Genomic DNA, 21,057 nt, shown 5'->3' on the forward strand with positions numbered 1-21,057 from the left:
ACGAGGCAGGAAACAAGCGATGCACTACCACCAATACTACCCGGTCGATGTGATCAACGGCCCCGGCACCCGTGCCACCCTGTTTGTCTCCGGTTGTGAGCACCAGTGCCCAGGTTGCTACAACCAGAGCACCTGGCGGCTCGATGGCGGCAAGCCGTTCGATCAGGCGATGAGCGATCGCATCATTAGCGACCTCAACGACAGCCGCATCAAACGGCGAGGTCTGTCGCTCTCCGGTGGCGATCCGCTCCACCCGGCCAACGTGCCCAACGTGCTGGCGCTGGTGAAACGGGTGCGCGCCGAGTGTCCGGGCAAGGATATCTGGTGCTGGACCGGCTATCTGCTCGGCGAGCTGTCAGAGGCCCAGCGCGAGCTGGTGGCCTTGCTGGATGTGCTGGTGGATGGCAAGTTTGAAAAGGCGTTGGCAGACCCCGGCCTGCTCTGGCGTGGCAGCAGCAATCAGCAGATCCACGACCTCAACGCTGGGCGTGATGCGGGTGAGCGAATTCCCTGTCTGGTTTGCAGTTGAAGCCAGGGATGTTTATGGTTAGCCCATTCCAATCCTGATGACATTCATGAAGAGGAGAGCCGAGATGAACAATCTGCTCAAGATCCTGCTGGCCATTTTCCTGCCTCCTGTGTGCGCTTTTATCCAGGTGGGCTTTAGCCTGCACTTTTTAATCAACATAGTGCTGACCCTGATGGGCGGTCTGCCGGGCATGGTGCATGCGCTCTGGCTGGTGGTGAGCGACAAGCGCGGCTGATACCTTCGGCTGGTTAGTGAGCTCATTGACGATAAAAGGGCCAACCTCTCGGGGATGGCCCTTTTGTTCATGTTCATACGAATACTTTTTCGTTAGGATGGGTGACTGACCAAAAGGGCGCGCGTTGAGCGGCCCGCAGTCCGGCAACAAGCACCGGCAGAGAACAAGGAGCGTTACATGAAGTGGAAAGTCGCAGTATGGTCAGGTCTGGCAGTGACACTGTTGCTGGGGTGCTCATCCCGTCAGGAGGTAGCGCACGAGCGCGCTCCGATCGCTATCCCTCTCGAGCAGTTGTCCAGCTACTGGGTTCAGGAGAAGCAGTGGTCATGGCTTGGTAATGACGAGCCCGCCCTGCCGGCCAAACCGGTCAAGGGGTATGTGGAAGTTCGCTATCAAATCGACGCCAGCGGCACGCCGGTCAAGCCGGAAGTGGTGGCGGCCGAGCCCCCCGGCGAGCTGGAGCAGAGCGCGCTGGCGACCCTCTCGCGGATCCGCTACAGCCCGGCAGAGGGCAACCCGGATGCCATTCCGGTCGAGGTGACCAACCGCTTCGAGATCGAGATCAACTGATCCCCCATCACTCTGATGCCAGAGAAAGAGAGACCCCGGCCAGGCCGGGGTCACGTTTATTGCTGTTTGCAGTCGTTGTAGGCGGTCTGCCACTCGCCATCCAGATCCCGCAGCTCGACAAAGCCCTCATCCCCCTTGTTCCACCAGACGGCTTCGTGCTCGTCCGTATAGCGGGCGCCGGAGGCCGAGACGGCCTGGGGCAGGGTGTAATCCTTGCCGTCCGGCAGCGACAGCTTGATAAAGCTGAGGCTCTCGTCGGAGAGTGCGAAATAGCGAACCTGCACCTTCTTGCCCTGCTCGCACTGGTAACTGATCGGTTCACCACCGGTGACGGAGAGGGTATTGCCCTGATTGCAACCGGCGAGTCCCCCCATCGCCAGCATGCCGATGGTCATCATATGAGCTTTTTTCATGATTGCAGTCCCATTTATGTCATCCGAGCATGAGACTAACAGCTTGAAGCTGATCTGCAATGGCTGGTCTGGCGTCTGCGTCGGTAGTTGTCCGGATCCTCATGCCAGCGCAGGCACTGCTCGGGCGCTATTTGCCACCGGTTGTGCCAGCACCCCTTCCAGAATGTCGAGGATCTGGCTGTCGATGGTTTCGTCGAACTTGCGGGCAAACAGGTGCTCGCTTTGCAGCAGTGCCGTGGCATCTTCTGCCAGATAGTCCCGTGGCCTCAGCTTGATGTCTCCCATGGGGATCCAGTCGATGGCCCGCTTGTCGTCGTTGACGATCCGTCCCTGATAGCTGGTATTCATGATCACCGTCTGGAAGAACCCCTCATCGGCGATCAGGGTGTGCTGGTAGAATGCTTTGAAGCGATCCACCTCGGGGCTGTGGCTGACAAATTCACAGAAAGCGCGGCTCAGGATCATCCACTGATTGCCAATGTAGGGGGTGACTCCCTCCAGATAGGGGCGGGTGGCGACCGGTTCACAGATCAGCTCCTGATCCGTCTCGGTCACATAGTGGTCGATGCGGTGCAGCGTATCTGGGCGCAGCTTGCGCTGATCGAGGACTTTGAGGAAATCCTTGCCGCGATGGCCGCGCAAGAAGCGGTGGATCTGCCCCTGGGTGCGCAGCGGAAAGTCCTGGGCACTCAGATTGATAAAGAATTCCCATTCCACCCCCTGTTTCAGCAGTGCCGCTATGCCGCGCAATTCGGCATCCACCAGACTGTATCCTCCCCACAGTGCATTCTTGCTCGCGAGCAGCGAGGCATTGGGATAGTCGCTGAGGAAGCGTGCGATCTCCTGCTGGAGCTCCGGACCCGAGCTTTTGTCGACGTGGATCAGGTAGTGATTACTGTCGTGGTAGATCGCCTTGAACAGGCGCTTGAACTGGGCGGGATAGCGATGAACCAGAATGAGGTAGGCAATCATGGCTGTGTGTCCTGTGTTGGCGGCAGGGCCTCGCCAAACGGCAGGTCGCCTCAGGCGGATGGCGTGAAGCTGGTTCCTGTCGGGCTGACCGCTGCCGCAATAAAAGAGAGTGAAACGCATATGACAATAGTGAGGACTGGCTGCGACAGGGGGAGATGCGCCTTATAGCATCGGGTCAATACAGCCGGTCTGGCGACGTCAGGTTGAGGATGAGGGGGGGCAAGGGGTGCCCAGTCGGTTGGCTCTTTTGCATGACAAACCTGTCATCAGGTGCAGAGCACAAGTGGCCGATAAGTGAGAGTCTACAGTAACATGGTTGGGACGGGCGGGGTCATATATCGCCGTTACAGGATGAAAACTGTTCAATGGAGTCCGAGTTTGGCCTCGAAATCTCGTACCAGCGCTTCGTAGGTGCCATTGTTCCTGATCTTTTGCAGCCCCTCCTCGAAGAGTTTGGCCATCTCCTCTCCTCGTGGATGGGCGCGGGAGAAAGCAAGCCAGAAGCCATCGGTGGAGAGTTTGCCAACCTTGACCACCTTGCCGGTCAGCTGTTTTTGCTGGATCTTGAGGTAGCCCGGCATGCCGTTCATCAGGATGTAGTCGACCCGGCCACGTACCAGCATCTCGAGGATCTGGGCATCGGATTTGGCCTGAAAGCGGGTGATTCTGGGGTTCTCCATAAAATCGGTGGGGTAGGTGTAGCCGAGGGTGATGCCCACCCGCTTGCCCTCCAGCGAGGTGAGCTTGAGATCCCGTTGCGGGTCGCTGGCAAGTGCGAAGATGGCAAGATCCTCCTCGAACATGGGGGTATCGTGCCAATGGTACTGGTAGCGGTTCTCTTCGGTGATGGTGGCGTTGAAGCACCCCGCAAGTTTGCCGCTTTTCGCATCGTGCATGCAGCGGGCGAAGGGGAGGGTGCGAAAGACAATCTCGATCCCTTCGGCGGCGAACACCGCCTTGACCAGCTCAGGCGCCAGTCCGTGGGGCTGGTCATCCTTATTGTCCTTGTCGCGCTCGCAGTAGGGGGCCCAGTCATCTTCGGCACCAATCACAAGCGGGGTGGCCCCGAGCGGGCTGGTAGCCAACAGCATCAGACAAACCAGCCATTTTTTTAACAACGCGACCATAGGTACACCTCATCGACAGCAGCCTTACAAGCATAGCCGTACTTCTGCGCTGAGCTGTGGTGGTGGGGGGATGACAAGGGAGGCACACGAGGGAGAGAAAAAACGCCCCGGCAGGCGACGGGGCGAAAAAGAGCTCATCCATGGGCTGACAACAGTGCTTACAACAGGAAATCAATAACCGAAGCGGGTCGCCTCGAAGCGGTTGAGCAACCGGTGGACGAGGTAGCAGGCCAGCAGGGTGACCACGATGGCAAACAGTATGCTGCTCACACGGTAGAGGGCGCTGAACACCAGATCGTTGCCCGGGGTGAGGTACTGGCCAAACAGGATGCCGAGGGTGGTGAGGGCGCCAAAGCCGACCCCGGAGCCACCAGCCTCCTTGACGTGGGCATGGCTGAACAGCATGGCGCCGAGCCACAGTAACGGGGCGACAAGCAGCAGTTGCCCTGACCAGTCATAGAGCAGCAGCTGGCCGAGCAAGCCGAAGGTGACACCCAGCAAGGTACCCATCGCCCGTTTGCGGGCATAACTGAGGGCGCCGTTCCAGTGCATGGGGAACAGCACCAGCAGGGTTGTGGCCTGGGCAGACATGGAGTCGCGCAGGTCAAACACCTGAAATACCAGAAACGACAGGGTGGCCACAGTGGCACCCAGCAGGGCTTCATGGCGCATCCGGTGCGGCGCCTTGGGGGCCGAGGCGGGCTTGGGTCTGGCCTCCACATCCGGGATCAGCATGGTCATCAGGTAGGCGATTAGCACCGACAGCACGCTCGCCCAGATATTGTTGAGGATCAGGTCGTTGAGGTCGGTCTGCGGATAGCTGGCAAAGTGCAGCATGATGCTGAGGCTCAGCACCCCGTTGGCCCCGAACAGAAACAGGCTGCCCCGCGACATGGCGGCGAAACGGTAGAGAAACAGCAGAAAGGCGATGGGAGTCATCAGCGCCGGATGGCTGCCAAACAGCCCTCCCAGCAGCCCGACCTCCACCCCACAGACCACCGCCGCCGCGATCAGCTGGCGCGCGGCATGGCCATTCATCACCGGCACCATCCCCAGCAGCAGCACCGGCGTGACCGTATAGAAGACCCCGTAATTCCAGCCAAACAGCTTGCAGAGCAGAAAGCCCGTGGTGCAGCCAAAGGCGATGCGCAGGCACTGGCGCAGCTCGTTGCCGGTGAGGGGCCGATACCAGAGGTGAGTGGCAGCACCACCGGCGGGGTGGGCTGGGGCAGTATTGACCGACGGGTGAGTGGCGTGGTTAGTAGACATAATGGAGCAGGCTGAGCAAGTGGATCTGGCCCCGTGCCAGCATGGCGGTCAGGGCATTGTCCGGCAGCAGTTGTACCGTGGCCCGCGCCCCGGCTGGCAGATGAGCGGGGAGCTGGTCCAGCTCGAGGTGCAGCCGCATCCGTTGGGCATCCCGTACCCAGCGATCCGACTCCACCGGCGCCGCCAGTCGACCATTGGCATCAAACTGACCGGCACTCACTCCGGCATCCAGACTGCTTACCCGGGCAGGATAGAGCTGACCCGGTTCGCCATCGAAGGCCACCAGTGCGCGGGTTTGCGCGCCAACATGGCGCAGGCTCTTCTCCCGAAAATCGGCAATGACATCTACCTGTTCCGACACCAGCGCCAGCAGTGGGCTGCCCGCGCTGGCGATACTGCCCGGCTTGAGTTGCAGGTTGGTGATGGTGCCATCCTGATCCGCGTGAACCTGGCTGTAAGAGAGGGCCAGCTGTGCTTGCGCCAGCTTGTTGCGGGCCTGGCGCAGCAACAGATTGTCCTCACCGGTCACGCCACGACTGGCTTTGATCTGGGCCAGTTTGGCTTGACTGGCGCGCAGGTTGGCCTGGGCGCTGCGCAGGGCGCTGTCAGCCTCATCTTTTTGTTGCAGCGAAACCATGTGACGTTGGTAGAGCGCATCGATGCGCTCAGCCTCGCGCCACTTCTGGCTGGCCAGGGTCTCTTTGGCGTTGATCTCGGCAACGGCAGCTGTCAGGGCGGCATCCAGTTCACTGTTCTGCTGCTCTGCCTGCGCCAGCGCAAGGCGGGCCTGCTCCACTGCCAGTTCAAAAGGGGCCGGATCCAGCCTGAACAGCAGATCCCCCTTCTTGACCTGCTGGTTGTTGTGAACGGCGACCTCGATCACCTTGCCGCTCACCTGGGGGGCCAGCTTGGTGACCACCCGGGTCGCCATCGCCTGAGGGGTGAGGGGCATCAGCAGGTCGGCTATCAGAAAATAGGCAAACAAGGTGGCAAAGCCCGCCATGGACCATTTGATCCAGCGGGTAAATTGTTGATCCGGGGTCATCTTATTCTCTCTCTGTGTCGGTCTCGGGAGGGCTTGTATCGCCTCCGGCTTGTCGGTCGTGGTGTTGTTCAATTTTGCTGAGGGCGTTGGCCGAGATCCGCTGCACCGTGGCTTCAAACAGTTGCAGGGTCTGCTCGTCGATGCCCCCCAGCAGCTCCCGGCGGATATTCATGATGCGGTCGGCGATCTGATCGAGCAGGGTCTGGCCAGCCGGGGTCACACAGACGATGCGGGCCCGCTTGTCCTGACTGCAGCAGTGGCGCTCAATCAGCCCCTGCTCTTCCAGCTGGCCCAGGGTGCGCATCAGGGATGGCAGTTCTATTTCGAGGGCTTCGGCCAGGGTCTTCTGGCTGACATGGTTCTCCATGCGGGAGAGTTTCCACAGCGCGGTCCAGCGGGGATGGGTGAGGCCAAGGGGAGCCAGCTCCAGATCGGCGGCAGTACGCCATAGCCGGTGCATCCGCGCTATCTGCTCGGCGAGCGACAGCTCGCGCAACCTTTCCAGATCCGTCATCTTCTCATCCTCAATGTACTTAGCCTGCTAACTATCATACTTGTTTAGCAGGCTAAGTAAATAGTGTGATGCGGATCATGTTTCTGGTCGGATCTTTCGTTGGTGAGGGCGAGCAGCATTCGAGCCCCTGATATTATTCTCGGGGCTGATCCACTCGAGGCTCTCTTGCCGATTCGGATATTGCGCCGTGAATGGAGGATATCCGGTGGTTATTTTCATGAAATTTTCAGCTTCGGCGAGCAGCTCTTTTTTTATCCGCTAATATTGATGGGGTTATAAAGCAAGGGGGAAACGGGTTGTGGATGGATATGACAGTGGATGTGTGTATCTGGCAATTGAAACGCTGTTGAGTGATGGGGAATATGGTGCAGAGTCACACCATGGCGTGAATCGGGAAGGCACTATCAGAAGTACCGATATCAGTCATGATTTTGACCCCGCCAATATTCCATTGCTGTTGGCAGAATAGACCTGACCGTGTGTGAACCTTGTGAGTTCAAGCCAGTGCTCTGGTATTCGCTGGCTTGACTCATCACTATTTCAATCTCCCCTTTTTACATCTTTCTCCTCACCATTTTTCATCGTGCCTGCTTCCTGCACGCCGACTCAAACCCTGGTGTGGCACGCCGTGGCACTTGCGTTATGGCGATGACATTGCCCGCTGATTATCACTCACAGGAGCTGTGGCGATAAATGGTCGCAGAGCTTGTCATCTGGCTCTGTTATTTCCCCGAAGGGGGGAGATCATCGCATCGTTATTACTGCTGATCACCCAAATATCCGCCATTGGGCTCGCTCGTTTTATCACCCTATTTCCTGACTTGGTCGGGTATCGGATGTCTGGTGTTCTATTGTGCTGCGCTCGTTGGCGGCACCATGATGTTTAAGTTTTTAATGTTTTTATATGGCTTTGCAGTCTGGCTAACCGACAGGAGTGAGGGGGATCAATAAAGTAGCGGTCACAATCACACGCAGAGTACATAACAATGAAAAACCTCTCACCCCTACAAACCACACAAGAAAAGGCCGCCTTTATGGGCGGCCAACAAATTGCCGGTATGCCGCTCTTTATATTTCTGGGGTTGGCGACCTGCGTTCTCTTTTCCGGCTGGAATGGCTCGTTGCCGCTCGGCATGGTCGGTGCGCTGGCACTGATGTTCGTGCTGGGCACCCTGCTGACCGAGCTGGGTGAGCGGATCATGCCGATCCGTGAATATCTGGGGGGCGGCACCATCCTCGCCATTTTCGGCGGCGCCGCCCTGTTCGAATATCAGCTGCTGCCGGTGCAGGCGGGGCAGGTCATCACCAACTTCATGAAGGAGGGGGGCTTTCTCAACTTCTTTATCGCCAGTCTGGTGACTGGCTCCGTGTTCGGTATGAGCGGCGCTTTGCTGAAAAATGCCGCCATGCGCTACCTGCCGGTCATTCTTGGTGGCGTCGCACTAGCGCTGCTGAGCGTTGGTCTGGTCGGCTCCCTGATGGGGTATGGCTTCAAGAATGCGGTGCTGCTGATCGGCCTGCCCATCATGGGCGGTGGCATGGGCGCCGGTGCGGTGCCGTTGGTGGAGATCCTCTCCGGCCCGATGCAGATGTCCAGTGCGGATCTATTGTCGCGCATGGTACCGGCGGTGGTGATCGCCAACACCCTGGCGATTCTGGTGGGCTCCCTGCTGGCACGGCTCGGCCGCCACTACCCCTCCCTGACCGGCAACGGCAAGTTGATGGTCAAAGAGAATAGCCAGAATATCGCCGAGGAGCAGGCCGAGGCACCGACCCTGCAGAGTCTGGGCATGGGGCTCTTTATCAGCTCCAGCATGTTTGTGCTGGGCTCCCTGCTCGGCAACTTTATCCCCATGCACCCCTTCGCCCTGATGATTTTGGCTGTCGCCTTTATCAAGGTGAGTGGCCTGCTGCCGCGCCGTTATGAGCAGGCGGCAGCCGACTGGTATCAGTTTGTGGTGAGCAACCTGACCCCCTCCCTGCTGGTGGGGATCGGCGTCGCCTATACCAGTATTCCCGAGCTGATCAGTGCCTTCTCCATCAGCTACTTCGTGCTGGTCATGGTCACCGTAATTGGCGGGGCTCTCGGTGCGGCGCTGGTCGGCAAGCTGATCGGCTTCTATCCCATTGAGGCGGCCATCACCGGCGGGCTCTGCATGGCCAACATGGGCGGGACCGGCGATGTGGCCGTGCTCTCGGCGGCCCAGCGCATGAAGCTGATGCCTTTTGCCCAGATCTCCTCCCGTCTCGGTGGCGCTGTGATGCTGATTTTGGCGACCGCTCTTATCTCCCTGCTTGCCTGATACCGGATTGAGGAACAAACAAGATGAACGACATCATGATGGGTACCAGCCTGCCCTATGCAGAACGCAAGCGTCAGGGTGTACGCGGCCGCATGCCGCATAAGGAGGAGTCCCTCTCCCAGCAGCGGCGCCGGATCTACCGATTGGTCAGCGCCATGCAGAGTCCGTTTGACCAGCATCTGCTGCTGCGCCAGCTGCAGGAGGACAACCCGGTGCTCTTCTACGATCTGGTGCGCCACCATCTGCCGGAGCTGCTGCCGATCATCTACACCCCGGTGGTGGGGGAGGCGTGCCAGCGCCACAGCGACCTCTATCTGCGCAGCCACGGCCTCTATCTCTCCTGGCATGACAGGGACGATCTCGACGACATCCTCGAGTCGGTGGAGCAGGAGGTCGACGTGATAGTCATCTCCGACGGTGAGCGGGTGCTGGGGCTCGGCGATCTCGGTATCGGCGGCATGGGGATCTGCATCGGCAAGCTAGCGCTCTACTCCGCTGCTGGCGGCATCAATCCGGCGTGCACCCTGCCGCTCTGTGTCGATGTAGGCACCAACAACCCCGAGCTGCTGGAGGATGACTCCTACCTCGGCTGGCAATCCCCGCGCATTGACGGCGAGAGCTATTACCACTTCATGGACAAGGTGGTGGCCGCCATTCGCAAGCGCTGGCCCCAGGTGGTGCTGCAGTTTGAAGACTTTGCCGGCAAGCATGCCGCCAACCTGCTGACCCGTTATCGGGACGAGCTCTGCATGTTCAACGACGATATTCAGGGCACGGCGGCGGTCGCCTCCGCTTGCGTGCTGGCCGGGTTGCAACAGGCGGGGACCACCCTCAGTGATGCCCCGGTGCTGATCGTCGGAGCGGGCTCTGCCGGTTGCGGCATCGCCGCCATGCTGGCCCAGCTGGCGGGGAGTCACGACGGCGTCTGGCTGTTTGATCAGGATGGGGTGGTCTGCAGCGATCGTCCCAATTTGACTCGTGCCCAACAGCCATTTGCCCGTGCCGTGGAGGAGGGGAGCAGTTCGCTGCTGGAGACCATCCGCCAGATGCGCCCGGCGGTCTTGATTGGCGTGAGCGGTCAGGGCTGCCTCTTTACTGACGAGGTGTTGCAGGCGATGGGGGAGGTGTGCGAGCAGCCGGTGATCCTGCCACTCTCCAACCCGACCCGCAGCGCCGAGGCCACCCCCGAGCAGGTGTGGGCCGCCACAGATGGCCGCGCTCTGCTGGCCACCGGCAGCCCCTTTGCGCCGGTGACGGTGGCCGGGGAGCGGCGGGTAGTCTCCCAGTGCAACAACGTCTATGTCTTCCCGGGCATTGGCCTGGGGGCCTGCGCCGTCAAGGCGCGCCGCATCAGCGATGGCATGTTGCTGGCTGCGGTGCGGGCAGTCGGCGCCTATCCGCTGGTGGCGGGTCGGCTGCTACCCCCCATCGAACAGGTGGGAGAGGTGGCCCGCGCCGTCGCCAGAGCGGTGGCGCTCTGCGCCCGCGAGGAAGGATTGGCCGATTTTGTCGGCGATCCGGCACCTTTGATTGACCAGACCTGGTGGCATCCGCACTATTGGGCAGCGTCCTGACGTTTTAAGGTATGTGCATGAAACTTCGCCACCAGTTGGTCACCCTCTCTCTTGGGCTCTCCCTGCTGCTGATCCTCATTCTGGGCAGCCTGCTGGCCCTCTTTATCCGCCATCTGCTGGAGAGCAATCTGCAGGATAAGGGGAGCGATCTGGCACGGGTCATGGCGGCGGATACCCGGGTGGTCGAAGCTCTGCGTCATGGGAGTGATCCCACCCTGCGCGACTACGTGGAGGCCGTCTGCAACCGCACCGACGCCACCTATATGGTGGTGACCGACGAGCATGGTCGCCGCCTCAGCCACCCCAACCCCGAGCTGGTGGGGCAGAAGTTCCGCGGTGAGGATATCTGGCCCGCACTGCAGGAGCGGCGCAGCTACTGCTCCAAGGATCGGGGCACCATGGGGCCGGCGATCCGCTGCTTCTCCCCGGTGGTTGGCGGGGATGGGCGCGTCATGGGTGCCGTGGTGGTGGGCTACCTGATGCAGCAGGTGGAGGGCATCTATATGGAGCGGGTGGCCCTGCTCATCTGCGCCATCGTTGCGGTGCTGGGGTGTGGCCTGCTGCTGGCACTCTGGGTGCAATATCTGCTGCGCAAGACCCTGCTCGATCTGGAGCCGGAGGCGATCGTGCGCCGCTTTACCCTGCAGGATCTGGTGCTTGAGCACATCACCGAAGGGGTCATCGCCCTTGATGGCCGCGGCAATATCAACATGATCAACAGCACCGCCAGCTATCAGCTGCGGCTGCCGGTCACCGGGCGCCACGCCCTGCAGGGGCAGTCGCTGGCGGAGCTGGTGCCACCCCTTGCCCCCTGTCTGGAGCAGGAGGGTGGGGAAGTGAGCTTCACCATTCAGGGGGAGTCCTTCGTCGGCCGCTGGCAGGCGGTGCAGGGCAAGGCGCCGGGGCGGCTGCTGATCTTCAGCCGTCCGGAGGTGGCTGCCAGTCTGGGAGTACAGGTGACCCACCTGCGCCAGTATGCCGAGATGCTGCGGATGCAGAGCCACGAGTTTGCCAACAAGCTGAGCAGCCTCTCCGGCCTGTTGCAGCTGGGCCATGTGGATCAGGCGGTGGAGCTGATCCAGCAGGAGAATGAGGCGTGCCAGACCATGCTGCAGGAGCTGCTGCGGCTGATCGACAACAAGCCGGTGGCGGGGCTTATTCTCGGCAAGTTCAGCCGGGCTCGCGAGTTGGGGGTGACCCTGGAGCTAGATCCCGATTCGGCGCTGGCGGAGTATCCGGCCTCGGTCTCGGCCGATCTCATTACCCTCATTGGCAACCTGCTGGACAACGGCCTGCAGGCGGCCTGGCGCAATCGCCAGCAGCGGCCGCCCCGGGTGCTGCTCTCTCTGTGCGATGTGGGGCGGCGACTGGTGATCGAGGTGGAGGATAGCGGCGAGGGGGTCGATGAGGAGCTGGCCGATCACCTGTTCGATTACGGAGTGAGTCGCCAGAGCGGCGATCACGGGGTGGGTCTGTTCCTGGTCAAGGAGACCGTGGGTCGGCACGAGGGTGTGATAGAATGGCGGCGAACCGCCGAGCAGACCACCCTGTTTGGTATCTACTTGAATAAAAACCAATTAATGTGAGCCATGGACCCAATAATCACGCTTGTTATTGAAGATGACGATCGGATCGGTGCCATCTTGTCAGAACTGGTGGCGGCGACACCCGGTTTCTCCCTGCTGGGGCGGGCTGGCACCCTGGCCCAGGCCGATGCCATGATGGCCGGTGTGGTGCCCCAACTGCTGCTGGTGGATGTCTCCCTGCCCGATGGCTCCGGCCTTGAGTGGGTGAGCCGCCTGCGCAGCCACAACCGCGAAGCCTATGTCATCATGGTGACCGCCTCGCGGGATGTGGAGACCATCCAGCAGGCCCTCAATCTGGGGGTTCATGACTACGTCATCAAACCATTGCGGCTGTTTCGCATCCAGCAGAGTCTGGATGAGATCCTGCAACTGCACAGCCGCCTCTGCGAGCGGGGTCGGCTGGAGCAGGAAGATCTCGACAAGCTGCTGGGCAAGGGAGGGCGCTCCCAGATCAAGGAGATGCGCGTCACCCCCAAGGGGATCGACAGCATCACCCTGCGTCAGGTGCTGGATCTGCTGGCGGGCGAGCCGGAGAGCGTCTTCTCCACCGACACGGTGGCGCTGCGACTCTCCCTCAGCCGCACCACGGCGCGCCGCTATCTGGAGTATCTGGAGTCGGAAGACAGGGTCGATGTGGATCTCAACTATGGTCAGCGAGGGCGGCCGGAGCGGCGCTACCGCTGGCGCCGGGCTGGTTGAGATGCTCACTGGCGTGTATTGCAGAAACAACAAGGGAGCCATGGGCTCCCTTGTTGTTTCTGGACGATGTTGGTTCTCAGGCGGCTTCCCGTTCGGCTACCGGCGCACGCCCCTTCAGCTGGGAGGTCATCACGCCTCCCAGAATAAGCCCGCCACCCAGCAGGTGGTAGCCATGGATCGGCTCGCCCAGGCCGACGACGGCTATCAGCGCCGTACAGAGCGGCATCAGGTTCATAAAGACCGAGGTGCGCTCGGCGCCCATGCAGGCGAGGCCGCGCATCCAGCAGTAAGCCGCCAGCAGGGAGGAGGCAAGCCCGGCGAAGAGCACCAGTCCCCACCCTTCGGCCGGCACCGCCATCGAGTCGGCGCTGAGAGCGAGCGGCACCAGCAGCAGTACCGCCAGCAGGATCTGCATGTAGAGGTTGAGCCAGGGGCCAAACGGCAGGTGCCAGCGGCGGATCAAGAGGCCGTAAAGGGCGTAGCTGGCGGAGCCCAGCAGCATCATGCCATCCCCCGGGTTGATGCCGTTGTGGAGCAGGGCAAGCGGTTCGCCCTTGCCAAGCAGCCAGAGCACTCCGAACAGGGAGATACTCATGCCGAGCAGTGCCTGTTTGCCGGGACGCTGGCCGAAGAAGAGCGCCCCTTGCAGCAGAGTAAGCAGCGGAATGAGGGAGCCGATCACCCCCATATTGGTAGCCGAGGTGCTGTGGGCGGCGTAATAGGCCAGACACTGGTAGAGCACCATACCGAGCGCCGCCAGCACCAGCAGCTTGCCGAGCCAGGGGCGAACCTCGCTGCGTCGCCGCCAGAGGGTGGGTAGACAGAAGGGGGTCAGCGCCAGGGCGGCAATCACCCAGCGATAGAAGGAGATAGCCGCGGGGTCGAGCACGCTGGCAGCCGCCTTGGACACCACGGTATTGGTAGCCCAGATCAGCACCGCCATCAGCGGAAAGAGAAGAGGGGAAAAGATTCGCATCAGAGGCTCCTTATTAACAGGGGGCCAAGTCTACCCTTGTCTTTATGTTATCAAGTAGCGTAAAACAGACTGATGACCCAGCAGAAAAGACAACTCTTTCTGATGCACCTTATTCCGGCCCACACGGGCTGCGTCTGCCCGCAACTGATGGCTGCTTTTGACCTGTGCCGGAGACCGAGCCAACAGGGCGTTGCATCACGCCTGTTACTCCCTCTCGCTGACAAGGGACGCTGATGGCCACTCACCACTTTCAGCCGGTAGATGCCGTTCTGCCCGCTCCCAATCCGCTTTATTTCAGTTACCAGCAGATGCTGGCCGACAGCGCGACCGTGCTGCACTCCCACCCCTGGGGCCAGCTCAACATGATCAGCCTGGGGATCATGGAGATAGAGCTGGGGGATCAGCGACTGGTGGCCCCTGCCGACTACCTTATCTGGGTACCGGCGGATCTCGAGCACACCTCCTACAACGAGCAGACCCTCGACTACACCTCCATCTACGTCAGCCACGAGCTGGCGGCCAAGCTGCCGCCAGAGCCCAGATTGCTACTGCTCACCCCGCTGATCCGCGCCCTGCTGAGCGACTTTTGCGAACGGCGGGTAAGCCATATGGCGGATGAGTGGGATCAGCGTCAGGCCGAGTTGCTGGTGGAGCGACTGGCGCGGACCCGTTGTCAGGAGAGCTACCTGCCGATGAGTCAGGACAAGCTGCTGGCTCCCATGCTGGCGGCGTTGCACAGCGATCCTGCCGATCCCCGTACTCTGGCCCAGTGGGCCGGACAACTGCACACCACAGAGCGCACCCTGGCGCGGCGCTGCCTGCGGGAGCTGGGGATGAGCTTCGGTCAGTGGCGGGCGCGGCTGCGGTTGCTCAAGGCGCTGGCCTGGCTCAAGGGGGACATGCCCATTCAGGAGATCAGCTGGCGGCTTGGTTACGGCTCCACCTCGGCCTTTATCGCCATGTTCAACCGGGAGCTGGGCTGCTCCCCCCAGCGTTATCGCCTACAGTCAGCCCGATAACAAATCGCCGGACATGTCATCTGATGAAGCAAAACAAGAAGGGCGCCCGCAGGCGCCCTTTCTGATGACGTCTGCTTGCGCTAGAAGAAGCCGAGCGGGTTGATGTCGTGGCTCACCAGCAGGTTCTTGGTGTTCTGATAGTGGTCCAGCATCATCTTGTGGGTCTCGCGGCCGATCCCCGACTTTTTGTAACCGCCAAAGGCGGCGTGTGCCGGGTAGGCGTGGTAGCAGTTGACCCAGACCCGGCCAGCCTGAATGCCACGCCCCATGCGCCAGGCCAGATTGCTGTCGCGGGTCCACAGGCCTGCCCCCAACCCGTACTGGGTGTCGTTGGCAATGGCCAGAGCATCCGCCTCGTCCTTGAAGGTGGTGACCCCGAGTGCCGGCCCGAAGATCTCCTCCTGGAATACCCGCATCTTGTTCTGACCGGAGAAGATGGTGGGCTGGATGTAGAACCCCCCCTCCAGTCCGCTCACCTGGGCCGGGCCGCCGCCGATCAGCATCTTGGCCCCTTCGCCGCGGCCGATCTCCATGTAGCCCAGGATCTTGTCGAACTGCTCGCGGGACGCCTGCGACCCCACCTGAGTGGCGGTATCGAGGGGATTGCCCTGCACTATGGTGCGGGCACGGGCCAGCACCCTGTCCATGAAGTCTTCATAGATGCTTTCTTGCACCAGAGCACGGGAGGGGCAGGTACATACTTCCCCCTGGTTGAAGAAGGTCATCAACATCCCTTCTACCGCCTTGTCGATGTAGCTGCTCTCGTGCTGCATCACGTCGGCGAAGTAGATATTGGGGGACTTGCCCCCCAGCTCCACGGTGGAGGGGATCAGCTTGTCGGCGGCGCAGCGCAGGATATGGGCGCCCACTTCGGTCGAACCGGTGAAGGCGAGTTTCTGGATCCGGTTGCTGGTGGCCAGCGCCTGACCTGCCTCGGCGCCGAAGCCGTTGACCACGTTGACTACGCCGGCAGGCAGGATGTCCTTTATGAGATCCATCATCAGCATGATGGTGACCGGGGTCTGCTCGGCGGGTTTGAGCACGCTGCAGCAACCGGCCGCCAGCACCGGAGCCAGCTTCCAGGCGGCCATCAGCAGCGGGAAGTTCCACGGGATGATCTGGCCGACCACGCCGATGGGCTCCTTGAAGTGGTAGCTGACGGTGTTCTGATCCAGCTCGGCGGCCGAGCCCTCCTGAGCGCGAATGCAGCCAGCGAAGTAGCGGAAGTGATCCACCACCAGCGGCAGGTCTGCCGCCAGGGTTTCACGCACCGCCTTGCCGTTCTCCCAGGTTTCGGCGATGGCGAGCCGCTCGATGTTCTGCTCGATGCGATCGGCGATGCGCAGCAGCAGGTTGCTGCGCTCGGTGACGCTGGTTTTGCTCCAGCTGGTGAACGCCTTGTGGGCGGCATCAAGCGCCAGCTCGATATCGGCGGCGTCGGAGCGAGCGACCTCGCAGAATACTTTGCCATCCACCGGCGAGATGTTTTCAAAGTAGCGGCCGGCGCGAGGAGCCACCCACTCACCACCGATGAAGTTGTCGTAACGGGACTTGAAGCTGACCAGGGCACCTGCCTGACCGGGAGCGGTATAAATCATCTCATCATCCTTTATGTGTGTGATCCTGACCGGACTGGCTGACAGACCGGTTGCCAGCTGATATCGCAAGGGGCGTGCCAAAGGGTCTGACCAGCAGATAGAAGGTTACAAAAACGTTATCAAATGGGGTGTGGCAGCGTATCTTGGTTAACCAATGTCCACGGCTATTGCGATAAAACTGTACCGTTTCTGGACAGTGGCCGAGACAGTCGTGCTGTTTGTGAACAGGAGGCGTGATGAGTGAATCACTTCAACCCGGTCTCGGTCCGATCCAGCGTTCCTGGCAGCGCTGCCTGCATCAGGGGCTGAGCCGCCAGCAGAGTGCCGATCTGGACTTGCTGCCCCAAGGGGAGCTGTCGGCCCGTCAGGAGCAGCACAGGGCGCTGATTGCTTGCTTCCAACGCTTCGTGCTGCCGCTGTTTGCCCAGTTGCTGGCGGGTCGCCCCTGTCGCCTGTTGTTGTGTGACGGTGAGGGGGCCATTCTGGCCGCCAGTGGTGATGAGGGGTTCGCCCGCCATGCCGAGCGTATCTTTTTGCGCAGTGGCGCCCGCTGGGGGGAGGCGAGCAAGGGTACCAACGCCATCGGTACCGCGCTGGCCGAGCAGAGCGAAGTGCAGGTGCTCGGCAATCAGCACTTCTTCGCCCAGCACAGCTTCCTCAGTTGCAGCGCCTGTCCGTTGCTGGGGCCGAATGGGCAATTGCTCGGGGTGCTCGATATCTCCACCGATGCGGCCCATCACGATGGCGATATGCTGGGCACGGTGCGGCTGCTGGCCATGACCCTCGAAAACGCACTGCTGGCGCGTCAGCCGGGCTGGCTGGTGGATCTCGATCCCCAGAGCCTCTGGTCCGCTCGCCTGTTGCTGGGAGAGGAGGGGGAACTGCTCGGCGCCAACCGGGCAGGCCGACTTTGGCTCGGCCAGCCCCCTTTCGATGGCAGGCAACTGCTGCGCGAGGGGCGTGGCTTGCGGCTGTTGCCAGAAGCGGACGCGACACCTTCCCGCGCCGTCCTGCCGGGTCACTCAAGCTCGGTGCTACCTCCGCAGCAGGTGCCGCTCAAGATGCTGGAGCGCGGCATTTCGCTGCTTATCGAGGGGGAGACAGGCAGCGGCAAGGAGCATCTGGTGCGGGCCCTGCACCGAGCGTCCAGTCGGCGGGAGCAGCCACTGGTGTGCGTCAACTGTGGCGCGTTACCAGCAGAACTGGTGGAAGCCGAGCTGTTTGGGTATGTGGGCGGGGCCTTCAGCGGTGCCCGCAGCCAGGGCAGTCAGGGTTATCTGCGTGCAGCCCACGGCGGCATCCTGATGCTCGATGAAATTGGCGAACTGCCGCTGCAGGCTCAAACCCGACTGCTGCGGGTATTGCAGGAGCGCAGCGTGACGCCGGTTGGCAGTCACAAGCCGGAGGCGGTGGATTTCTGGCTGGTCAGTGCCAGCCACCGGGATCTGGCGGCCATGGTGCAGAGTGGCGCATTTCGCGAAGACCTCTATTACCGGATCTGCGGCTGGCGCCAGCAGCTGATGCCGCTGCGCCGTTGGCCTGCCGCTGAGCGTCTGGGGCTGATCCAGCGACTGTTGGCGGAGATGGACCCGACCCTGCGTCTGACCCGCGATGCGGAGCAACAGCTGCTGGCCCATCCGCTGCCCGGCAACGTGCGCCAGCTCAAGCAGGCACTGGAAGTGGCCTGTGTGCTGGCAGAGGGGTTGGGTTGGATAGAACCCGCCCACCTGCATCTGCCCAGTGTGGCCCCAGAGCCCGGCGCCTTGCCGATGGGGGAGGCGACCAGCTTGCGTGAACAAACCCGGCGGCAGGTGCAGCAAACGCTGGCGGCATGCGGCGGCAACGTCAGCGAGGCCGCGCGCCAGCTGGGGATCAGCCGCACCACCCTCTACCGGACGCTGCGCGAAGCGCCTTGAGTGCTCACTCCTCCTCACCGGTCGTTTTCAAGACGCACATGACGGCTGGAGCCCTGCCCGTCCAGCCGCTATGATGCGCCCTGGCCGGGGCATTGCGCCCGTTGACTCATCCGTTGAGGATTTTCTGCCATGTCACAACACATAGGGGCGCTGACTCTGCTGGTGGCTGATTACGATCAGGCTATTCGCTTTTTTACCGAGGGACTTGGCTTTGTGCTCCTGGAGGACACTCGGCTCGATGAACCGGGCAAACCGGGCAAGCGCTGGGTGCGGGTTGCCCCCAAAGGCGCCTCCGGTTCTGCACTGCTGCTGGCACAAGCGGCCAATGCGCAGCAGCAGGCCGCCATCGGCCAGCAGGGCGGTGGCCGGGTATTTCTGTTTCTCGAGACCACTGATTTCTGGGGGGATTACCAGCGCATGCAGGCGTACGGTGTGCATTTTTGTGAACAGCCCCGCGATGAACCATATGGCACCGTGGTGGTATTTGAGGATATCAGCGGCAACCGGTGGGACTTGTTGCAACGTACTGCTGCCAACTGAATCTGAAAACGTTTATCATCCCGCCTGTCATAAAGTCATAAAAGTGTCACAGAAAATTCTAATAATTGGCGCACCCATCTTCACAGAGGAGAGAGAAGGGAATGGCTAAGCGAATTCTGGTGGTCGAGGACGAAGCACCGATCCGCGAAATGCTCTGCTTCGTGTTGGAGCAGAAGGGATATGAGACGATTGAAGCGGAAGATTACGCCGATGGACTGGCGAAGGTGCGCGAACCCTACCCCGAACTCATCGTGCTCGACTGGATGATGCCGGGCGGCAGTGGCATCCAGTTTATCAAGCAGCTCAAGCAGGATGAGGTGACGCGCCAGATCCCGGTGGTGATGCTCACCGCTCGCGGTGAAGAGGAGGACAAGGTGCGTGGTCTGGAGGCCGGAGCCGACGACTACATCACCAAGCCGTTCTCGCCCAAGGAGCTGACCGCTCGCCTCCATGCGGTGATGCGCCGCGTGTCGCCCACCTCGGTGGATGAGGTGATCGAGGTGCAGGGGCTGAAACTCGATCCTGTCTCCCACCGGGTCAGTGCCGAAGAGAAGGCGCTCGACATGGGGCCGACCGAGTTCAAGCTGCTTCACTTCTTCATGACTCACCCCGAGCGGGTCTACAGCCGTGAACAGCTGCTCAATAATGTCTGGGGTACCAATGTGTACGTCGAGGACAGAACCGTGGATGTGCATATTCGTCGCCTGCGCAAGGCGATTGAAGAGACAGGGCACGACAGATTGATCCAGACGGTGCGTGGAGCCGGATACCGCTTCTCAACCCGTCTCTAGAGGCAGTTATGTTGCAACCTTACGCCTGGCGGCGACAGTTGTGGCGAATGGCGTTTTTTTACGCCCCCTTCGCATTGGTTGGCTGGTTGATTGATCATCTTGCCCTCTGCCTGTTGGTGGCGGCCGTGTTGCATCTGGGCTGGCACTATCGCTTCCAGAAGCGGCTCTCTGACTGGCTGTGGCACGACCGCAGCCTGGTGCCCCCCAGCGGCAATGGCAGCTGGGAGTACATCTTCAACGGTATCTACAAGCTGCAGCAGCGTCACCGCGCCCGGCGCCGCGAGCTGGCGGGGCTGATCCGCCGCTTCCGGGAGGGGGCCGAGGCGCTGCCCGATGCCGCCGTGGTGTTTCGCACCGATGGCAGCATCCTCTGGTGCAACCGGCTGGCGGAGCAACTGCTCGGTTTTCGCTGGCCGGAGGATGCCGGCCAGCATATCGGCAACCTCATTCGCAATCCGGCCTTTAACGCCTATCTGGGCAAGGGGGCATATGACGAGCCCCTCGAGATGCACTCCCCGGTCAACGAGGAGAAGTTTCTCGAGTTTCGCATCATGCCCTACGCCTCGGATCAGGCGATGCTGGTGGTACGGGATGTCACCCGCTTGCGCAGTCTCGAGAAGACCCGCAAGCACTTCGTCTCCAACGTCTCTCACGAACTGCGCACCCCGCTGACCGTGCTCAAGGGCTATCTGGAGATGACCGAGGAGCCGCCCCCGCCCGCCACGTGGGCCAAGGCGCATCGGGTGATGATGGAGCAGACCATCCGGATGGATAATCTGGTCAATCAGCTGCTCACTCTCTCCCGTATCGAGGCGGCTCCGACCGTGGATCTCTCCCATCTGGTGGACATGCCTGCCATGCTGGGGCTGCTGGAGCAGGAGGCGCGAGCGCTCTCGGGCGAACGGGCCCACCAGCTCGAATTTGTGGTGCAGCCTAATCTGCTGGTGCGCGGGGATCAGGAGCAACTGCGCAGTGCCGTCTCCAATCTGGTCTATAACGCCATCCACTACACCCCGGCGGGGCGAAAAATTACGGTGGAGTGGCGCAAGCAGGGGGCGATGGCGCTGTTTGCCGTGAGCGATGAAGGGGAGGGGATTGCTCCCGAGCATCTGGCGCGGCTGACCGAGCGGTTCTATCGGGTCGACAAGGCACGCTCGCGCCACACCGGCGGCTCAGGCTTGGGCCTTGCCATCGTCAAGCATGCCCTCAGTCATCACGACTGCCAGCTCGATATCGAGAGCCGGGTCGGCCTTGGCAGCCGCTTCAGCTTTCTTATCCCGAGCCGCATGGTGGTGATTAAATAGTCTTTTATGGCAATGAGTTAGCTGCAAAAAGAGGGCCTTTGAACGGGCCCTCTTTTCATTTGTTCAAATCTGTCGCC

General features: G+C 61.3%; 20 protein-coding genes. 12 read left to right on the forward strand and 8 right to left on the reverse strand.

Features of this window, described 5'->3' with window-relative positions; translation table 11 throughout:
- The first annotated feature begins 19 nt into the window (after positions 1-19).
- The 3 genes from nrdG (at position 20) to AB5Y99_RS12400 (ending at position 1,334) form a co-directional block, all read left to right on the forward strand.
- Complete coding sequence (nrdG, locus tag AB5Y99_RS12390) at positions 20-529, forward strand: anaerobic ribonucleoside-triphosphate reductase-activating protein (RefSeq protein WP_368209795.1); 510 nt, start codon at positions 20-22, stop codon at positions 527-529.
- A 64-nt stretch (positions 530-593) separates the two neighbouring features.
- Positions 594-764, forward strand: coding sequence for a YqaE/Pmp3 family membrane protein (locus tag AB5Y99_RS12395; RefSeq protein WP_005338440.1), 171 nt, complete (start codon positions 594-596; stop codon positions 762-764).
- Between the two features lie 177 nt (positions 765-941).
- Positions 942-1,334 carry a TonB family protein gene (locus tag AB5Y99_RS12400; protein ID WP_005358848.1) on the forward strand — a complete coding sequence of 131 codons (393 nt, stop codon included), beginning with the start codon at positions 942-944 and terminating at the stop codon, positions 1,332-1,334.
- Positions 1,335-1,390: 56 nt separating this feature from the next.
- Here AB5Y99_RS12400 and AB5Y99_RS12405 read toward each other — a convergent pair whose 3' ends face one another.
- From AB5Y99_RS12405 to AB5Y99_RS12430, 6 genes are all read right to left on the reverse strand, one after another.
- Positions 1,391-1,747 carry an MliC family protein gene (locus AB5Y99_RS12405; RefSeq protein ID WP_323890890.1) on the reverse strand — a complete coding sequence of 119 codons (357 nt, stop codon included), beginning with the start codon at positions 1,745-1,747 and terminating at the stop codon, positions 1,391-1,393.
- Positions 1,748-1,846: 99 nt separating this feature from the next.
- On the reverse strand, positions 1,847-2,719 hold the full coding sequence (locus AB5Y99_RS12410) for a beta-1,6-N-acetylglucosaminyltransferase (RefSeq protein WP_236301720.1): 873 nt from the start codon (positions 2,717-2,719) through the stop codon (positions 1,847-1,849).
- Between the two features lie 362 nt (positions 2,720-3,081).
- A complete protein-coding gene (locus tag AB5Y99_RS12415) occupies positions 3,082-3,810 on the reverse strand; it encodes a substrate-binding periplasmic protein (RefSeq protein WP_368209797.1) in 729 nt (242 codons plus the stop codon).
- A gap of 207 nt (positions 3,811-4,017) precedes the next feature.
- Complete coding sequence (locus AB5Y99_RS12420) at positions 4,018-5,115, reverse strand: DUF2955 domain-containing protein (RefSeq protein ID WP_323906182.1); 1,098 nt, start codon at positions 5,113-5,115, stop codon at positions 4,018-4,020.
- Positions 5,105-6,160: an HlyD family secretion protein gene (locus AB5Y99_RS12425; protein ID WP_368209799.1), complete on the reverse strand. Its 1,056-nt coding sequence runs from the start codon at positions 6,158-6,160 to the stop codon at positions 5,105-5,107. Before AB5Y99_RS12425 ends, AB5Y99_RS12420 begins: the two co-directional genes overlap by 11 nt.
- 1 nt (position 6,161) lies before the next feature.
- A complete protein-coding gene (locus AB5Y99_RS12430) occupies positions 6,162-6,674 on the reverse strand; it encodes a MarR family transcriptional regulator (RefSeq protein ID WP_368209800.1) in 513 nt (170 codons plus the stop codon).
- A gap of 986 nt (positions 6,675-7,660) precedes the next feature.
- Between AB5Y99_RS12430 and AB5Y99_RS12435 the strand changes: the two genes are divergently transcribed.
- Genes AB5Y99_RS12435 through AB5Y99_RS12450 form a run of 4 tightly spaced genes read left to right on the forward strand, consistent with a single transcriptional unit; the run spans position 7,661 to position 12,836 of the window.
- The gene (locus AB5Y99_RS12435; protein ID WP_368209802.1) at positions 7,661-8,977 is read left to right on the forward strand and encodes a 2-hydroxycarboxylate transporter family protein; all 1,317 of its coding nucleotides are present in this window, start codon (positions 7,661-7,663) and stop codon (positions 8,975-8,977) included.
- Between the two features lie 23 nt (positions 8,978-9,000).
- Entirely contained in the window at positions 9,001-10,551 is a 1,551-nt protein-coding gene (locus tag AB5Y99_RS12440; protein ID WP_368209803.1) for an NAD-dependent malic enzyme, read from the forward strand.
- A gap of 17 nt (positions 10,552-10,568) precedes the next feature.
- A complete protein-coding gene (locus AB5Y99_RS12445; protein WP_335862748.1) occupies positions 10,569-12,137 on the forward strand; it encodes a sensor histidine kinase in 1,569 nt (522 codons plus the stop codon).
- A 3-nt stretch (positions 12,138-12,140) separates the two neighbouring features.
- Positions 12,141-12,836 carry a response regulator gene (locus AB5Y99_RS12450; RefSeq protein WP_075115718.1) on the forward strand — a complete coding sequence of 232 codons (696 nt, stop codon included), beginning with the start codon at positions 12,141-12,143 and terminating at the stop codon, positions 12,834-12,836.
- A gap of 76 nt (positions 12,837-12,912) precedes the next feature.
- On the opposite strand, the gene AB5Y99_RS12455 is transcribed toward AB5Y99_RS12450, so the two are convergent.
- Positions 12,913-13,812 carry a DMT family transporter gene (locus tag AB5Y99_RS12455; RefSeq protein ID WP_103251514.1) on the reverse strand — a complete coding sequence of 300 codons (900 nt, stop codon included), beginning with the start codon at positions 13,810-13,812 and terminating at the stop codon, positions 12,913-12,915.
- A 233-nt stretch (positions 13,813-14,045) separates the two neighbouring features.
- Here AB5Y99_RS12455 and AB5Y99_RS12460 point away from each other — a divergent pair, with 233 nt between their 5' ends.
- Positions 14,046-14,831 (forward strand): helix-turn-helix transcriptional regulator, encoded by a 786-nt coding sequence (locus AB5Y99_RS12460; protein ID WP_335875851.1) that lies wholly within the window; start codon positions 14,046-14,048, stop codon positions 14,829-14,831.
- Positions 14,832-14,911: 80 nt separating this feature from the next.
- Here the strand turns inward: AB5Y99_RS12460 and AB5Y99_RS12465 are convergent, their stop codons facing one another.
- Positions 14,912-16,429, reverse strand: coding sequence for an aldehyde dehydrogenase family protein (locus AB5Y99_RS12465; protein ID WP_368209804.1), 1,518 nt, complete (start codon positions 16,427-16,429; stop codon positions 14,912-14,914).
- 236 nt (positions 16,430-16,665) lie between these two features.
- On the opposite strand from AB5Y99_RS12465, the gene AB5Y99_RS12470 reads away from it, so the two are divergent.
- The 4 genes from AB5Y99_RS12470 (at position 16,666) to phoR (ending at position 20,980) form a co-directional block, all read left to right on the forward strand.
- Positions 16,666-18,345 (forward strand): sigma-54-dependent Fis family transcriptional regulator, encoded by a 1,680-nt coding sequence (locus AB5Y99_RS12470; RefSeq protein WP_368209806.1) that lies wholly within the window; start codon positions 16,666-16,668, stop codon positions 18,343-18,345.
- Positions 18,346-18,474: 129 nt separating this feature from the next.
- Positions 18,475-18,885, forward strand: coding sequence for a VOC family protein (locus tag AB5Y99_RS12475; protein WP_113738931.1), 411 nt, complete (start codon positions 18,475-18,477; stop codon positions 18,883-18,885).
- A 101-nt stretch (positions 18,886-18,986) separates the two neighbouring features.
- Positions 18,987-19,676, forward strand: coding sequence for a phosphate regulon transcriptional regulator PhoB (gene phoB / locus AB5Y99_RS12480; protein WP_005338414.1), 690 nt, complete (start codon positions 18,987-18,989; stop codon positions 19,674-19,676).
- A gap of 8 nt (positions 19,677-19,684) precedes the next feature.
- Complete coding sequence (phoR, locus tag AB5Y99_RS12485) at positions 19,685-20,980, forward strand: phosphate regulon sensor histidine kinase PhoR (protein WP_323890910.1); 1,296 nt, start codon at positions 19,685-19,687, stop codon at positions 20,978-20,980.
- Positions 20,981-21,057: the final 77 nt, after the last annotated feature.

Origin of the sequence: Aeromonas sp. R4-2, from assembly GCF_040908295.1 — a bacterium.
Classification (GTDB): Bacteria; Pseudomonadota; Gammaproteobacteria; order Enterobacterales; family Aeromonadaceae; genus Aeromonas; species Aeromonas veronii.

Coding starts and splice junctions, on each gene's coding strand:
- nrdG (WP_368209795.1), top strand. CDS start 20: ATGCACTACCACCAATACTACCCGGTCGATGTGATCAACGGCCCCGGC.
- AB5Y99_RS12395 (WP_005338440.1), top strand. CDS start 594: ATGAACAATCTGCTCAAGATCCTGCTGGCCATTTTCCTGCCTCCTGTG.
- AB5Y99_RS12400 (WP_005358848.1), top strand. CDS start 942: ATGAAGTGGAAAGTCGCAGTATGGTCAGGTCTGGCAGTGACACTGTTG.
- AB5Y99_RS12405 (WP_323890890.1), bottom strand. CDS start 1,747: ATGAAAAAAGCTCATATGATGACCATCGGCATGCTGGCGATGGGGGGA.
- AB5Y99_RS12410 (WP_236301720.1), bottom strand. CDS start 2,719: ATGATTGCCTACCTCATTCTGGTTCATCGCTATCCCGCCCAGTTCAAG.
- AB5Y99_RS12415 (WP_368209797.1), bottom strand. CDS start 3,810: ATGCTGTTGGCTACCAGCCCGCTCGGGGCCACCCCGCTTGTGATTGGT.
- AB5Y99_RS12420 (WP_323906182.1), bottom strand. CDS start 5,115: ATGTCTACTAACCACGCCACTCACCCGTCGGTCAATACTGCCCCAGCC.
- AB5Y99_RS12425 (WP_368209799.1), bottom strand. CDS start 6,160: ATGACCCCGGATCAACAATTTACCCGCTGGATCAAATGGTCCATGGCG.
- AB5Y99_RS12430 (WP_368209800.1), bottom strand. CDS start 6,674: ATGACGGATCTGGAAAGGTTGCGCGAGCTGTCGCTCGCCGAGCAGATA.
- AB5Y99_RS12435 (WP_368209802.1), top strand. CDS start 7,661: ATGAAAAACCTCTCACCCCTACAAACCACACAAGAAAAGGCCGCCTTT.
- AB5Y99_RS12440 (WP_368209803.1), top strand. CDS start 9,001: ATGAACGACATCATGATGGGTACCAGCCTGCCCTATGCAGAACGCAAG.
- AB5Y99_RS12445 (WP_335862748.1), top strand. CDS start 10,569: ATGAAACTTCGCCACCAGTTGGTCACCCTCTCTCTTGGGCTCTCCCTG.
- AB5Y99_RS12450 (WP_075115718.1), top strand. CDS start 12,141: ATGGACCCAATAATCACGCTTGTTATTGAAGATGACGATCGGATCGGT.
- AB5Y99_RS12455 (WP_103251514.1), bottom strand. CDS start 13,812: ATGCGAATCTTTTCCCCTCTTCTCTTTCCGCTGATGGCGGTGCTGATC.
- AB5Y99_RS12460 (WP_335875851.1), top strand. CDS start 14,046: ATGGCCACTCACCACTTTCAGCCGGTAGATGCCGTTCTGCCCGCTCCC.
- AB5Y99_RS12465 (WP_368209804.1), bottom strand. CDS start 16,429: ATGATTTATACCGCTCCCGGTCAGGCAGGTGCCCTGGTCAGCTTCAAG.
- AB5Y99_RS12470 (WP_368209806.1), top strand. CDS start 16,666: ATGAGTGAATCACTTCAACCCGGTCTCGGTCCGATCCAGCGTTCCTGG.
- AB5Y99_RS12475 (WP_113738931.1), top strand. CDS start 18,475: ATGTCACAACACATAGGGGCGCTGACTCTGCTGGTGGCTGATTACGAT.
- phoB (WP_005338414.1), top strand. CDS start 18,987: ATGGCTAAGCGAATTCTGGTGGTCGAGGACGAAGCACCGATCCGCGAA.
- phoR (WP_323890910.1), top strand. CDS start 19,685: ATGTTGCAACCTTACGCCTGGCGGCGACAGTTGTGGCGAATGGCGTTT.